Here is a 14378-nt window from a genome sequence, read left to right on the forward strand (position 1 = left end):
AGATGGACCGGCCGTCGAAGCGCTGTGAGCACGGCCACGCACGTTTCGTGGCACAGCTGTGACGCTTACGACGGGCGTAAGCGTGCTTACGGTCACGGAACGGCTACCCGGCTTGACGTGTCGTACCCCTCAGGCAGACTTGCCCCGTCACAGAGATCACTGAGCGGTGGCCGCGACCGCCGCGGACCGCCGGCGTCCGGAACGTACCGGACCGCCCGTACAAGCCGGTCCGGTCTTCGTGCCGAGGAAGACAGGGAGACAGAGAGCAGCCATGAGCCAGGACGGCGCGCAGGACCGCTATACGGGCGGGTCTCTGGCCGGTGGCCGGTATCAGCTGCGCGGTCTGCTCGGCGAAGGCGGTATGGCCTCCGTCCACCTGGCGTACGACACCGCGCTGGACCGACAGGTCGCGATCAAGACACTCCATACGGAGCTGGGGCGCGAGCAGTCCTTCCGGGAGCGGTTCCGGCGCGAGGCCCAGGCCGTTGCCAAACTGTCGCATCCCAACATCGTCTCGGTCTTCGACACCGGCGAGGACACCGTCTCCTCCGGCGGCCACGGGGCCGCTCCCAGCGGCTCCGCCCCGATGCCGTACATCGTCATGGAGTACGTGGAGGGGCAGCCGCTCGGCTCGGTGCTCCACGAGGACATACGGCGGTACGGCGCGATGCCCGCCGAGAAGGCGCTGAAGGTGACGGCCGATGTGCTGGCCGCGCTGGAGACCAGCCATGAGGTCGGTCTGGTGCACCGGGACATCAAGCCCGGCAATGTGATGCTGACCGGGCGCGGCGTCGTCAAGGTCATGGACTTCGGCATCGCGCGGGCCATGCGGTCGGGCGGCGCCTCGATGACCCGGACCGGCATGGTGGTGGGCACCCCGCAGTACCTCTCACCCGAGCAGGCGCTCGGACGCGCGGTGGACGCGCGCTCCGATCTGTACTCGGTCGGCGTGATGCTCTTCCAGCTGCTCACCGGGCGGCTCCCGTTCGAAGCGGACGAGCCGCTGGCGATCGTGTACGCGCATGTGCAGGAGGAACCGGCCACGCCCTCCACGATCAACCGCTCGGTCACCCCGGCGGTGGACGCGCTGATCGCGCGGGCCCTGCGGAAGAACCCCGACGAGCGATTCCCGAGCGCCGCGGCGATGCGGGACGAGTGCGCGCGGGCGGCGGGCGCGGGGCAGGCCGCCGCCGCTCCGGTGATCATCGGCGGGGGCCCGGCGGCTAGCGGTTCGGGGGTGGCGTCGGCGGTCTTCCCGCCGACGCCCGCGCAGTCGCACTCGCATCCGATCCCTCCCCAGTCGCATCCGGCCGGTCCGCAGTCGCCTCCGTCGCCGTCCCCGCCCCCGGCGGCGCCGGGGCCCTATCAGCCGGGGCCCTATGACGCTCCGGGTCCAGTCCCTGCCGGTCAGGGGCACGGTGGCCTCCCGTACGGCTATCCGCAGGGCACCGGGACCTTCGCGCCGCAGCCCGCGCCCGCGTACGCGTACGGGGTGTCCGGGGTGTCCGGGGTGTCCGGGGTGTCCGGGCCGGTGACACCGCCCTCGTACGCCGTCTCTCCGCCGCCGGATCAGCGCGGCGGGGGCCGGGGCCAGAGCCGGGGCCGCAAGATCATGCTCGTCGTGGCGGGGGTCCTGGCGGTGCCGCTGGCGATCGGGGTCGTCGCCGCGGTGACGCAGGCGATCGGAGGCGGCGACGGCGGCGAGAGCCCGCGCACGGGCGGCACGGCGAGCAGCTCCGCGGAGCCGGGCGGCGGCACGGCGATCGGCGCGGACGGTGCGGCTCTGCCGCCGGACCGGAGCCGGACGATCTCCACGTCGAAGTGCACGGACCCCTTCGAGGACAGTACGGATCCGTCGAAGGTGCGGGCCCCGAGCCTGCGCTACCGGGATGTGCTGTCCGTCAAGGAGTGTCTGCGGGCGGCGGGCTGGACCTGGGAGGTGACCGAGGTCGACAACCCTCAGTGGCCGAAGGACGCGGTGGTACGGCAGTTCCCCGTCGAGGGCGCGGCCGTGACGCCGGGGGACCAGGAGTTCTCGCTGGAGGTCTCCACCGGCAGGTCCGGCTGATCCCGGGGGCGCCGCGGCCCTGCCGGGCGTGCGCGCCTGCCTGCCCGTCTGCCTGCGATGGATTGCCCGCTTCTCTCTGAGATGCCGGATTCATCACGTCATGTGACGCTGACTCCATCGGCACAGGGGTGCGGCGCGTTCCACGTACCGCGGTCTCCGTGTCCGCGTGTTCGGCACGCCGGTACGCCGGTGTGCCGACATGCTCAGTACGTTCGACACGTTCGACACGTTCGGTACGGGAGGGGGTCCCCCGGTGACTCCAGGACTCTGCACCCGGTGCGCGATCTCGGTCGCCTCGGTCGCCTCGGTCACGCTGCTGACCGCCCCGTACGCGTACGCGGAGGAGTCCGGCGGCCCCACAGCCGCCGGACCGACTGCTTCCGCCCCCTACGCCGGGCATCCGGCCGGGGTGGGGCGGCCCCGCCCCGGGCGGCCCCCGGCGAGCGTCGGCGCGGGGGAGACTCCGCTCGCCTCCGCGACGCCGAGCGGCTCCCCCTCCGCGGCGGACGCGGCCGGCGGAGGGCGCACCCCGTCCGCGACGGCCTCCATGTCACGATCCCGTCCCGGTTCCGCGTCCGCGTCCGCCACCGCCGCCGCCCCGGCGGAGCCTTCCGACGCATGGCCGTACGACCCCTGGGACCCCGAGGGGCCGGAGGCTGCGGCCGGGACGGACGACTGGGGCGAGGCGCTCGAACCGGAAGCGCCCCCGCCGAGCCCGCCGGTCCCCGCCGCCGCACGTCAGCGGTCGTCACAGGCGGCTCCGGCGCCCGTCGCCCACCAGATCTCACCGCTCTCGCTCGGTATCGGAATGGCTCTGATGGGTCTGGGGATCGGCTTTCTGGGCGTACGGATGAGACGGCGCTGACCCGCTCCGCCCTCCGCGGTCCTCCTTCCGACGCCCGGTCTCCCTCTTGCGACGGACCCCGCGAGATCCGCCTCGCGGCGGTTGGCCCCCCTGGGCATACCGGGTATACATACTGGGTATGTCCATCCGTCACGGGTTGCTCGCCCTCCTTGAGCAAGGCCCCCGATACGGCTCCCAGCTCCGTACGGAGTTCGAGTCCCGCACCGGCGCCACCTGGCCGCTCAACGTCGGCCAGGTCTATACGACGCTCAACCGCCTGGAGCGCGACGGCATGGTCGCCCAGGACGGCGCGGACGACGCGGGGCGAGCGCTCTACGTCATCACCGAGACGGGCCGGAGCGAGCTGAGAAGCTGGTTCGAGACCCCGGTGGACCGCAGCAATCCGCCCCGTGACGAGCTGGCCATCAAGCTCGCCATGGCGGTCGGAGCCCCCGGGGTCGACATCCGTGCCGTCATCCAGGCCCAGCGCCATCACACGGTGCGGGCGATGCAGGACTACACCCGGCTCAAGGCTCAGGCGCTGGCCGCCATCGAGGGCGGGGGGTCCGAGGAGCGGGACGATGTGGCCTGGCTGCTGGTGCTGGAACAGCTGATCTTCCAGACCGAGGCCGAGGCGCGCTGGCTCGATCACTGCGAGGTGAGGCTGGTCAGACTCTCCGCCGGGACCGGGCGGGGAGCGGGGGCCGCCGCCGCCAAGGCCGCACCACCGGGGGAGTCCGCCGAACAGCCCCGGGGGCGGTCGGCGCGACCGGATCTCTCCATGACCGGGACAGGGGCGCAGAGAACCAGACCCGGCACCGGCCGGACGTAGCGCCCTTCCGCCGGGGCCTCTGCGCCGGGGGCCCTTCCCGGGGCCTTGCCGCCAGGGGCCTCTGCCCCTGGCGGGCCGGGGGCTCCTCGGGCCGGGGGCTTTCCCACTCCCGCAGACCGCGGCGGAGTCCGGCGGAACCGGGCCCGCTTGGTTCGAGGCCCGCCGGCCGCTCAACGCGTTCAACCCGCTCAACCCGCTCAACGCGTTCAACCCGCTCACCCCGTCCGTGCCGGTAGACCCGGTCGACCCTTCCGGGCCGTCGTCCGCATCCGTCCCGGGCCGGACCAGCCAGGGGACGCGGCGACCTCGTACATCCGCTGTCCGCCGTCTGCTGTCCGCTGTCTGCTGTCCGCTTCACCCACCGGCTCCGCACGCCGGAAACCTTCCGTTCAGTTCATCAGTCCAAGGGGGGACCCCTCCATGTCGTTTTCCACGCCCCAACAGTCACAGCAGCCCCAAAGAGCAGAACAGCCCGTTCTCCAGCTCCAGCAGCTGACCCGCGTCCACGGCACCGGCGCGACCGAGGTGCACGCCCTGCGCGGTATCGACCTGGATGTCTTCCCCGGCGAACTCGTCGCCGTCATGGGCCCGTCCGGCTCCGGCAAGTCCACGCTCCTCACCATCGCGGGCGGCCTCGATCTGCCCACCTCGGGCCGGGTGATCGTCGAGAACACCGACATCACCTCCGCCGACCGCAAGACGCTCGCCGCCATGCGCCGCCGTGCCATCGGCTATGTCTTCCAGGACTACAACCTCATCCCGGCGCTCACCGCCGCCGAGAACGTCTCCCTCCCCCGCGAACTGGACGGCGTCTCCGCCCGCAAGGCCAGGGTCGAGGCCCTCGCCGCGCTGGAGGAGATGGAGCTGGCGCACCTCGCCGACCGCTTCCCCGATGAGATGTCCGGCGGTCAGCAGCAGCGGGTGGCCATCGCCCGTGCCCTGGTGGGAGACCGGCGGCTGGTCCTCGCCGACGAGCCGACCGGCGCCCTGGACTCCGAGACCGGCGAGTCCGTCCTCGCGCTGCTCCGTTCCCGCTGTGACGCCGGGGCGGCCGGAATCCTGGTCACCCACGAGCCGCGCTTCGCCGCCTGGGCGGACCGGGTGGTCTTTCTGCGCGACGGCTCCGTCGTCGACCAGACCGTACGCAGCCAGGCCGACTCGCTGCTCACCGGTCGGGCGGCCGAACTGTGAGGACCTGGTACCACTCCTGGCGGGCGGCCATCCGGATAGCCCGCCGCGACGCCTTGCGCGCCAAGGGGCGCAGCTCCCTCGTCCTGGCGATGATCGCGCTGCCCATCGTCGGAGTGAGCGCGGCGGATCTGACCTTCCGCAGCTCACAGCTCTCCCCCGAACAGCAGCTCGCCCGGGACATCGGCCAGGCCGACGCCCGGCTGACCGATCCCCTCATGGGCGGGGTCCCCCTGCTCCAGAGCCCGGGCAACGAGTACAGCTCCCCGGAGGGCGACTACGAGAACAAGCCCTACCCGGACGGCAGCACCGATGTCGCCAAGGCCGTGCCGCAGGACGCCAGGACCCTGAGCGATTCCCTCGAGCGGGCCAAGCTGCGTACCGAGCACGGTCTGCTGAACACCGAGATCAGGGAGTTGAAGGCGGCGGACTCCATGGTCAAGGGCATGATGCCGCTGACCGGGGGGCGCTTCCCGCAGAAGGACCACGAGGTCGCGGCGACCGACTACTTCCTGGAGAACAGCGGGCTGAAAGTGGGCTCCAAGCTCACCGCGCGCAATCTCGACCGTGAGTACACGATCGTCGGCTCCTACGAGCTTCCCGGCTCGCTCAAGACGGACCAGGTCAACGCCCTTCCCGGCGCTCTGCTCGCCCCGCTCGACAAGGCGCTCGACAAGGCCGGGCTGCGCCCCACCCACCCCGATACGAGCTATCTGGTCGAGGTCGAGGGTGGTTTCACGTGGAACATGGTGAAGGAGGCCAACGCCAAGGGGGTGACGGTCGACTCCCGTGCGGTGATCATGAATCCGCCGGCCGACTCCGAGGTCCCGCTCTTCCAGAAGGAGGACGCGCAGAACTACGGCCTTTCGCCGGCGGCCGACAACGCGACGCTGGCCGTGATAGGCACCGTGGTCCTGCTGGCCCTGCTGGAGATCTGTCTGCTCGCCGGGCCCGCCTTCGCGGTCGGCGCCCGCCGCTCCCGCCGTCAACTGGGTCTGGTCGGAGCCAATGGCGGTGACCGCCGGCATATCCGCGCCATCGTCCTCGCCGGCGGTCTGGTGATCGGCATCGCCGCCGCCGTGGTCGGCACCCTGCTCGGGCTGCTGCTGACCTATGCGCTGCGGCCGGTGCTCGAAGACCTGGTCGGAGAGCGCTTCGGCCACTTCGACGTCCGGCCGCTGGAGCTCGGGGCCATCGCGCTGCTCGCCGTGGTCACCGGTCTGCTGGCCGCGCTGGTGCCCGCCATCAGCACCTCCCGTCAGCCCGTGCTCGCCTCACTGACGGGCCGTCTGGGCGTACGGAAGAGCAATCGGGTGCTTCCGGTGCTCGGTCTGATCGCGGTCGCGCTGGGTGTGGCCATCGCGCTCTACGGCTCGCTGATGTCCGACCAGTTCCTGATCGTGGCGGGCGGAAGCGCCCTCGCCGAGCTGGGTGTGGTCGCGCTGACCCCGGCGCTGGTCGGCCTGTTCGGCCGGCTCGGGCGTTTTCTGCCGCTGGCCCCGAGGCTGGCGCTGCGTGACGCGGTACGCAACCGGGGCCGTACGGCTCCGGCGGTGGCCGCGGTGCTGGCGGCCGTCGCCGGCACGGTCGCGGTCGCGACCTTCGCCGCGAGCGACGACGCCGAGATCAGGTCCTACTACGAGGCGCGGCTTCCCCATGGCGCGGTCGCTCTCGGGGTCGACGAGGCGGGCGGCGCGCGGGAGGTGCCGGGGCTGCGCTCCGCTGTGGAGAAGGCGTTCCCCGTCGGCGTACGGGCCGATGTGGACCGGCTCCTGGTCGGAGATCCCGGCTGCACCACATACGACGGCTATGGGAGCGACAACCCGGAGTGCGGACGGTATGAACTGATCACGCCACGGGCCAATGAGTGTCCGCTGTGGGTCTCCGATCCGAAGAACCCCGAGGCGGATCCCGCGGACAGGTTCAGCAAGGCCGAGCGGCGCAAGCTCACCGAGGACTGGCGGTGCAAGAACACGCTCGGCGGCGGCTATGCCCCCCTGGACGTCGTGGTCGGCGACGCCAAGGTGCTGAAGGTGCTCGGCATCGAGGACGCCGGGGCCGAGAAGGCACTGGCGGACGGGAAGGCCCTGGTCTTCGACAAGCGCTACGCCCACGGCGAGGACAAGCTCCGCATCCGGATGGTCACCGACCTCAAGGCGGCCGACAAGGCCCAGTCGAAGGGCGGGACGGCGCCCGGCGAGGTCAAGAGCTTCGCCATGCACCGGATGGAGGGCGGCGGCCAGTCGTACGGCGTGCCGGTCATCATGCCGCCGGACGCCGCCGAGGCCGCGGAGGTGAACACGCTGCCCTACGGCGCGTACTACTCCACGGACCGGATGCCCAGCAGCGAGGAGCGCCAGCGGCTGGACAGCGAACTCAGCAAGACCGGAGTCCAGGCCGACCTGCATATCGAGGAGGGCTACCAGAGCAGTAACAACGTCATGATGCTGGCGCTGGCGGTCTTCGCCGGTCTCATCACCATCGGCGCCGCCGGTATCGCCACGGGCCTCTCCCAGGCCGATGCCGAGGCCGATCTGAAGACGCTGGCCGCGGTCGGCGCCCCGCCCCGGGTGCGCAGGACGCTCAGCGGGTTCCAGTGCGGGGTGGTGGCGACGATGGGCGTGGTGCTCGGTTCGGCGGCCGGGATGCTGCCGTCCGTCGGGCTGCGCCTCTCCGAGCGGCGCAGCGAGATGCAGTGGTTCGAGGACGCCCTCGCTCAGGGCCACGGCAGCATCGACGACAAGCCGTTCGTGCCGATCGTCGTGCCCTGGACGACGCTGGCGCTGCTGCTGGTGGCGGTCCCGCTGGGGGCCGCGCTGCTGGCGGCGCTGGTGACCCGTTCGCGCGGCGCGCTGGCCCGCCGCGCGGCCTCATGATCGGGCGATAGGCGACGGCGGTCCGCCGCCGTCCGCGATTCCCGGGGATTCATGCCCCGGGATGCGTGCCCTGGGGATTCGTGCCCCCGTACAAGGGTGATCACCCTGGTACGGGGGCACACCCGTGAGTGACGCGCTTGTGCGAGAGAATGGCGGCATGGAGATGCCGAGGAATGAACGGTCGCAGGAGAGCCCCCACGTCCTTGTCGTGGGTCAGGACGGAATGGCACTCGGCGTCGGTGACAGCGGCGGCGGCAGCAATGAGCCGCGCGAGGTCCCGGTGACCGAGATGGTCGAGCAGCCCGCGAAGGTCATGCGGATCGGCAGCATGATCAAGCAGCTGCTGGAAGAAGTCCGGGCGGCTCCTCTGGACGAGGCCAGCCGGGTCCGGCTCAAGGAGATTCACGCGGGCTCGGTCAAGGAGCTGGAGGACGGTCTCGCCCCGGAGCTCGTCGAGGAGCTGGAGCGGCTCTCGCTGCCCTTCACCGATGACGCGGTGCCTTCCGAGGCGGAGCTGAGGATCGCGCAGGCCCAGCTGGTGGGCTGGCTTGAGGGCCTCTTCCACGGCATCCAGACGGCGCTGTTCGCCCAGCAGATGGCGGCCCGTGCTCAGCTGGAGCAGATGCGCCGTGCGCTTCCTCCGGGGAGCCACCATGAGGACGAGGACGGTCCGCAGCACGGCGCGATCCGCTCGGGCCCGTATCTGTAACCGCCGTCCGACGGCCGGGGCCGGCCTCCGGGATCGCTGACCGGGGCCCGATGCCGGATGTCCGGAGGCCGGCGGGGCACAAGCCCCGCCAGGCCCCCGCACGGGCTGTCCCGTCGGCCGGGCGACGGCCGGCGGGACAGCGGGCCGGCCGCGGCGGGCGAGTCGGCGGCGCGGCAGGTCGGCCGGGTTGGCCGGGCGTCGGTCAGCATGGACGCCGGTCAGCAGGTCCTGGGCACCGGTCAACAAGTCAGCAGGTCGGTCGGGGTGCCGGTCCGCCCGGGTGCCCGGTCAGTCCGTCAGCAGGAGCACCTTTCCGATGTGCGCGCCGGACTCCACCACCCGGTGGGCCCCCGCAGCGTCCCGCAGCGCCATCCGCCGGTCCACCACCGGCCGTACCCGGCCGTCCTCGATCAGCGGCCACACATGCTCCCGTACGGCCGCCACGATCGACGCCTTCTCCCCCAGCGGGCGGCCCCGCAGCGAGGTGGCCGTCACCGCCGCGCGCTTGCCCAGCAGCGTCGACAGATTCAGCTCGCCCTTGACTCCGCCCTGGAGCCCGATCACCGCGAGCCGCCCGTTGACCGCGAGCGCCCGCACATTCCGGTCCAGATACTTCGCGCCGATGATGTCGAGGATGACATCGGCCCCGGCGCCGGCCGTCGCCTTGCGGAGCTCCTCCACGAAGTCCTGTTCCCGGTAGTCGATCAGGATGTCCGCGCCCAGCTCCGCGCAGCGGGCCAGCTTCTCGGGACTGCCCGCCGTGACGGCCACCCGCGCGCCCACCGCCTTGGCGAGCTGGATCGCCATCGTGCCGATCCCGCTCGCACCGCCGTGGATCAGCGCCGTCTCACCGGGCCGCAGATGGGCGATCATAAACATGTTCGACCAAACGGTCGCGGTGACCTCCGGCAGCGCCGCGGCATCGGCCAGGGCGAGCCCCTTCGGGACCGGCAGCAGCTGTCCGGCGGGGACGGTCACCCGCTCCGCGTATCCGCCGCCCGAGAGCAGCGCGCACACCTCGTCGCCGACGGCCCAGCCGGAGACTCCGGGGCCCAGCCCGCTGATCCGGCCCGAGCATTCGAGGCCGGGGTAGGGCGAAGCCCCCGGCGGGGGATCGTAGAAGCCCTGTCGCTGAAGCAGATCGGCCCGGTTGACGGCGCTCGCCACGACGTCGACGAGGACCTCGCCCTCGCCGGGCACGGGATCGGGGACCGCCGCCCACACCAGAGCATCGGGACCGCCGGGTTCGGGAATCGTGATCGCATGCATGGCGGCGAGGCTACTCCCGGCCCGCCGGCCCGCCGTATCAGCGGATCCGCGTCAACCGCCGCGACTCGCGACCCCGCCACCCGAACCGGTGCATCCCGTCTCCCCCGTGCGCCCTCAGCGCTCCCCCCCCGTGCGCTCGCGCGAGCGGCGGTCACTCCTCCGTCTGGAGCGCGGGCCCGTCCTCCGCCCGCACGATGGTGATCACCCGGTCGGTCAGCTGGAGCGGACTGGCGGCCGGGTCGTCGTAGCCGAGCAGCCGGTGCCCCCGGAGCACGCTCACCACCAGATCGTCCGTCTCCCGGACGCTCCGCCCCACCTCGGCCCTTATCACCGGCCGCTCCACCAGATCCAGCCCGCTGCCCTGCTGGATCAGGTCCTCCATCACCGCGCCCGCGCTGGGGCTGAGCACGGAGAGACCCAGCAGCCGCCCCGCCGCGCTGGCGCTGGTGATGACCGCGTCCGCGCCGGACTGCTTCAGCAGCGGAGCGTTCTCCTCCTCGCGCACCGCCGCGACGATCTTCGCCTGCCGGTTGAGCTGCCGCGCCGTGAGCGCGACCAGGACCGCCGTGTCATCGCGCTGGGTCGCGATGATGATCTTCCCGGCCCGCTGCACCTCGGCCCGGATCAGCACATCGCTGCGGGTCGCGTCGCCGACCACCCCGTTGAAGCCCTCGGCGACGGCGGCGTCGATCACCTTGCTGCTGGGGTCGATGATGACGATCTGCTCTTTCCTCAGCCCCGTCGCGGTCAGTGTCTGAATCGCGGAACGGCCCTTCGTCCCGAAGCCGACGATGACAGTGTGCTCACGCAAGCGAAGCCTCCAGCGGTTCTGCGACATTGAGCGGGGGCGTGCTGTCCACCGCACCGGGAAACGACGCTACCGCCAACACCGGGGCGCGATCCTCGTTGAGACCCGAGATCGGCGACCATGGTCATCCACGCCGACCGACTGGGCCACTGCCAGAGGGGACCTCCCATGAAGGACGAGAAGCAACCGCCGCCGAAGGCAGGAAAACTCTCGATCCTGCGCTCCCGCTGGTACCGCTCGAACAGGGAGGCCGTGGACGACGCGGAGGCCGGGCGGTCCATCACGATGCCCGCGCAGGCCACCGTGCCGCCCCTCCAGCAGGTACTGCGGCGGCTGGCCATGGCCCTGCTGGTGCTGGCCGTCACCACCCTGCTCGTCTGGCTGGACCGTTCCGGCTACAGCGACAACGCGGATGGAAAAGTCGACTTCCTGGACGCGGCGTACTACACCACCGTCACACTCTCCACCACGGGATACGGCGATATCGCACCGGTCAGCGACGGCGCCCGGCTGACCAATATCTTCATCATCACCCCCCTGCGGGTGGTCTTCCTGATCATCCTGGTCGGCACCACCCTCGAAGTGCTCACCGAGCGCACCCGCCAGCAGGTCCGCGTCCACCGCTGGCGCTCCCGTATGACCGACCATGTGATCGTCGTGGGCTATGGCACCAAGGGACGGCACGCCATCGAGACGCTGCGCGGCCAGGGGGTGCCCAAGGAGAAGATCGTCGTGGTCGATCCCCAGCAGAAGGCGGTGGACGCGGCCAGCGCCGAGGGTCTGGTGGCGGTCCTCGGGGACGCCACCCGCTCCAAGACGCTCCTCAAGGCCGAGCTGCAGAGAGCGGCGCGGGTGATCATCGCACCGCAGCGGGACGACACCGCCACCCTGGTCACGCTCACCGCCCGGCAGCTCAACAAGCGGGCCGCCATCGTGGTGGCGGTCCGCGAGGACGAGAACGTGCCGCTGCTGAAGCAGTCCGGCGCGGACACGGTGGTCACCAGCTCCAGCTCGGCGGGCCGGCTGCTCGGGGTGTCGATGGCCAGTCCCCATGTCGCCGACACGCTCGAAGACCTGATGACCCGTGGCAGCGGGCTCAATCTCGCGGAACGCCCGGTGAACAAGGACGAGGTGGGGAGGTCGCCCCGCGAGTGCGCCGATCTGGTGGTGGCGGTGGTGCGCAGAAAGAAGATGCTGGACTTCGCCGATCCCGAGTCCTCACAACTCCAGTTCGGAGACCGTCTGATCACCATCAGCCGCGAGGAACCCTCCTACTGACCCTGTTTCACGTGAAACAGGGTCCGCCTTTCTCCGACCCCGTACTCCGTACCCCGTAGGCAGGCCAGAGCCCGGCCCCCGGAACTCAGACGTCGGCGGAGAAGGCCCCGGGCACCCAAGGGAGCTCCAGCACCTCCAGCTCGTCCCCGGGCCGCGCGCCGCCCGGGGGCACCACCGCGAGACCGTCGGCGGCGGCGATCCCGCGCAGCATGGCCGGACCGCTGTAGCGGACGGGAGTCAGACCGTCGTCGTGGTGCACGAAGGGCACCAGCCGGGTGTCATACGGATGTCCCTGCACCGGGACCCGGACCGGCATCCGGTACGGCGCCGGGGCCGGGAGCCCCACCAGACCCCGCAGCAGCGGCTCGGCGAGCGTGAGAAGCCCGGACACGGCCGCGAGGGGGTTACCGGGCAGACCGACCAGATAGCGGGCCGGAGAGACGCCCTCAGGGCCCCCGCCGGACGCGGCGAGGGCGGCCAGCAGCATGGGATGCCCGGGGCGTACGGCGACAGAGTCGATCAGCAGGGTGGCGTCCGTCTCGCGCAGCACGGGGTGGACATGGTCGACCGGGCCCGCCGCCGTGCCCCCGGTGGTGATGATCACCTCCGCCTCGGAGGCGGTGACGGCCCGGCGCAGGGCCCCGGCGTCGTCACCGAGCCTGCGAGCGGCGACGACCTCGGCCCCCAGCGCGCCGAGCCAGGGGCCGAGCATCGGCCCCAGCGCGTCGCGGATGAGCCCGTCGTGGGGGCGGCCCGCGGTGAGCAGCTCGTCTCCGAGGACCAGCACCTCCACCCTCGGCCGCCGGACGACGGCCAGCTCGTCGTAGCCCGCCGCCGCCGCGAGTCCCAGCACGGCGGGCGTCACCGCGCAGGCGGCGGGCAGCAGACGGTCGCCGAGGCGGCACTCCTGGCCCCGGGACCGGATGTCCTGCCCCTGGGACACGCTCCGCTCGGCATGGAGCAGCCGCTGTCCGGCGTCGGTGCGCGCGTGCTCGCTGCGGATCACCGCCGTCGCCTCCGGCGGGATACGCGCCCCGGTGGCGATGCGGACCGCCGTGCCGTCCTCCAGCGGCGGCGGGGCGCTCTGCCCGGCGAGCACCGAGTCGCCCCCCGACACGGTCCAGGGGCCGGGGCCCGCGACGGCCCAGCCGTCCATCGCGGAGGTGTCGAACGGCGGCAGATCGCAGAGCGCCGTCAGCGGCTCGCCGAGCACCCGGCCGACGGCCTGGTCCAGTGCGACCCGTTGGGTGCGGACCGGGCCGCCGCGCCCGGCTCGTGCGGCGATGGACCGGGCCTGGGGCCAGGAGACCGCACGGTGGCCCCCGCCGTCGGCGGCCTCGGGGGAACGCTCCGGCCCGCGGGCGGGGTCCGGCCGGAGCGTCCGCCCGCTCACCAGCGCGAGGGCCTCCTCGACACCGTCCGGGTCATGGGTGTTCCGGCCCGCCTCCAGGGGGTCGGCCAGGCCGCTCGGGGCCCGGCCGTCCGAGGCGCTCACCCGGCGTCCGTCCGCGCCGCCCCGGGGCCCTCGGGCGGCGTGCCCTCCCGCGGGGACGCGTCACCGGGGCCGGACGCCCCGGCGCCGGGCTGTTCCGCCTCTTCCTCCCAGCGCCTCGCCAGGGCCGCGGCCTTGCGGGCCGCCTCCGCGACCGCTTCCGGGCCCTGCCCGCCCGCCGCGGCAGCCGCGTACCCCACCAGAAACGTGGTGAGAGGCGCGGCGGGCCGGGTGACGCCGTGCGCGGCATCCCGGGCGAGGTCGAGCAGCAGCGGGGTGTCGACATCGAGCGTGATGCCGAGTTCGTCCTTGACCGCGGTGATCCATTCGTCCAGCACGTGTCCATGCTCCCTGATACGGGCCCTGGCGGTGGAGAGGTCCTCCCAAGTGTCGCAGTCGAAGGACGCCAACGGCTCGGCGCCGATCCGGGTGCGGTCCAGCTCCTCGGTCAGCAGCCGCAGCGGCAGCCCGGCCAGACTCCCGTACTCGGTCGCGAGCAGCGCCAGTTCACGGCGGAGCGGCTCGGTCCGGTAGGCGGCGACCAGCGGCTGCTCACGGCCCTCGGCGTCGGTCAGCAGCGCCGCCTCCCGTCCGCTCGCGCCGAGTGCGCCGATCAGCCGGGCCACCGTGGGCTCGCCCAGGAACGGCAGATCCGCGGAGAGCACGAGGACCGACTCGGAATCCGCCCCCAGCCCGCGCAGCCCGGCCTCCAGCGCGGCGAGCGGACCGCCGCCCGGGGGGTCCTCCCGGGCCCAGCTCACCGGCCGCGCGGTGGGCCTGCGCCCGCCGACGACGACGGTGCGCCCGGCGTCCCGGCAAGCGCCCAGCACCCGGTCGAGCAACGACCGCCCGCCGACGCTCAGTCCCGGTTTATCGGCCCCGCCGAGCCGCCGCGCGGCCCCGCCCGCGAGCACAAGGGCGTCGTACGCGGCTCTCGGCGGTGTCACAGCGCCCTCTGTCGCGGTCATGTCTGAAGTATGGCCACGCCCGGACCTGCCTGGACAGGTCCGGCGG

General features: G+C 72.5%; 10 protein-coding genes and 1 pseudogene. 7 read left to right on the plus strand and 4 right to left on the minus strand.

Annotation, left to right across the window (positions count from 1 at the left end):
• Window positions 1–271: 271 nt before the first annotated feature.
• The 6 genes from FF041_RS33770 to FF041_RS33795 all read left to right on the plus strand — a co-directional run bounded on the left by FF041_RS33770 (window position 272) and on the right by FF041_RS33795 (window position 8517).
• Window positions 272–2068, plus strand: coding sequence for a protein kinase domain-containing protein (locus tag FF041_RS33770; RefSeq protein WP_153526268.1), 1797 nt, complete (start codon window positions 272–274; stop codon window positions 2066–2068).
• 253 nt (window positions 2069–2321) lie between these two features.
• Window positions 2322–2933: a hypothetical protein gene (locus FF041_RS33775; protein ID WP_153526269.1), complete on the plus strand. Its 612-nt coding sequence runs from the start codon at window positions 2322–2324 to the stop codon at window positions 2931–2933.
• Between the two features lie 118 nt (window positions 2934–3051).
• Complete coding sequence (locus FF041_RS33780; RefSeq protein WP_153526270.1) at window positions 3052–3744, plus strand: PadR family transcriptional regulator; 693 nt, start codon at window positions 3052–3054, stop codon at window positions 3742–3744.
• A 420-nt stretch (window positions 3745–4164) separates the two neighbouring features.
• A complete protein-coding gene (locus FF041_RS33785) occupies window positions 4165–4935 on the plus strand; it encodes an ABC transporter ATP-binding protein (RefSeq protein WP_153483128.1) in 771 nt (256 codons plus the stop codon).
• A complete protein-coding gene (locus FF041_RS33790; RefSeq protein WP_323393489.1) occupies window positions 4932–7808 on the plus strand; it encodes an FtsX-like permease family protein in 2877 nt (958 codons plus the stop codon). The genes FF041_RS33785 and FF041_RS33790 overlap by 4 nt, the downstream gene beginning before the upstream one ends.
• 157 nt (window positions 7809–7965) lie before the next feature.
• Window positions 7966–8517 (plus strand): bacterial proteasome activator family protein, encoded by a 552-nt coding sequence (locus FF041_RS33795; protein ID WP_153483130.1) that lies wholly within the window; start codon window positions 7966–7968, stop codon window positions 8515–8517.
• 288 nt (window positions 8518–8805) lie between these two features.
• On the opposite strand, the gene FF041_RS33800 is transcribed toward FF041_RS33795, so the two are convergent.
• On the minus strand, window positions 8806–9786 hold the full coding sequence (locus FF041_RS33800; protein ID WP_153526272.1) for an NAD(P)H-quinone oxidoreductase: 981 nt from the start codon (window positions 9784–9786) through the stop codon (window positions 8806–8808).
• 151 nt (window positions 9787–9937) lie between these two features.
• A pseudogene (locus FF041_RS33805) lies at window positions 9938–10615 on the minus strand (potassium channel family protein); the annotation flags it as partial.
• Window positions 10616–10762: 147 nt separating this feature from the next.
• Between FF041_RS33805 and FF041_RS33810 the strand changes: the two are divergent.
• Complete coding sequence (locus FF041_RS33810) at window positions 10763–11872, plus strand: potassium channel family protein (RefSeq protein WP_194292282.1); 1110 nt, start codon at window positions 10763–10765, stop codon at window positions 11870–11872.
• An 85-nt stretch (window positions 11873–11957) separates the two neighbouring features.
• On the opposite strand, the gene FF041_RS33815 is transcribed toward FF041_RS33810, so the two are convergent.
• Together FF041_RS33815 and FF041_RS33820 are read right to left on the minus strand one after the other, a co-directional pair.
• Window positions 11958–13367 (minus strand): molybdopterin molybdotransferase MoeA, encoded by a 1410-nt coding sequence (locus FF041_RS33815; RefSeq protein WP_323393491.1) that lies wholly within the window; start codon window positions 13365–13367, stop codon window positions 11958–11960.
• Complete coding sequence (locus FF041_RS33820; protein WP_153526273.1) at window positions 13364–14332, minus strand: NTP transferase domain-containing protein; 969 nt, start codon at window positions 14330–14332, stop codon at window positions 13364–13366. Before FF041_RS33820 ends, FF041_RS33815 begins: the two co-directional genes overlap by 4 nt.
• Window positions 14333–14378: the final 46 nt, after the last annotated feature.

The sequence above is a fragment of the Streptomyces jumonjinensis genome, assembly GCF_009600885.1.
GTDB lineage: Bacteria > Actinomycetota > Actinomycetes > Streptomycetales > Streptomycetaceae > Streptomyces > Streptomyces jumonjinensis.

Coding starts and splice junctions, on each gene's coding strand:
- FF041_RS33770 (WP_153526268.1), top strand. CDS start 272: ATGAGCCAGGACGGCGCGCAGGACCGCTATACGGGCGGGTCTCTGGCC.
- FF041_RS33800 (WP_153526272.1), bottom strand. CDS start 9,786: ATGCATGCGATCACGATTCCCGAACCCGGCGGTCCCGATGCTCTGGTG.
- FF041_RS33785 (WP_153483128.1), top strand. CDS start 4,165: ATGTCGTTTTCCACGCCCCAACAGTCACAGCAGCCCCAAAGAGCAGAA.
- FF041_RS33780 (WP_153526270.1), top strand. CDS start 3,052: ATGTCCATCCGTCACGGGTTGCTCGCCCTCCTTGAGCAAGGCCCCCGA.
- FF041_RS33820 (WP_153526273.1), bottom strand. CDS start 14,332: ATGACCGCGACAGAGGGCGCTGTGACACCGCCGAGAGCCGCGTACGAC.
- FF041_RS33810 (WP_194292282.1), top strand. CDS start 10,763: ATGAAGGACGAGAAGCAACCGCCGCCGAAGGCAGGAAAACTCTCGATC.
- FF041_RS33795 (WP_153483130.1), top strand. CDS start 7,966: ATGGAGATGCCGAGGAATGAACGGTCGCAGGAGAGCCCCCACGTCCTT.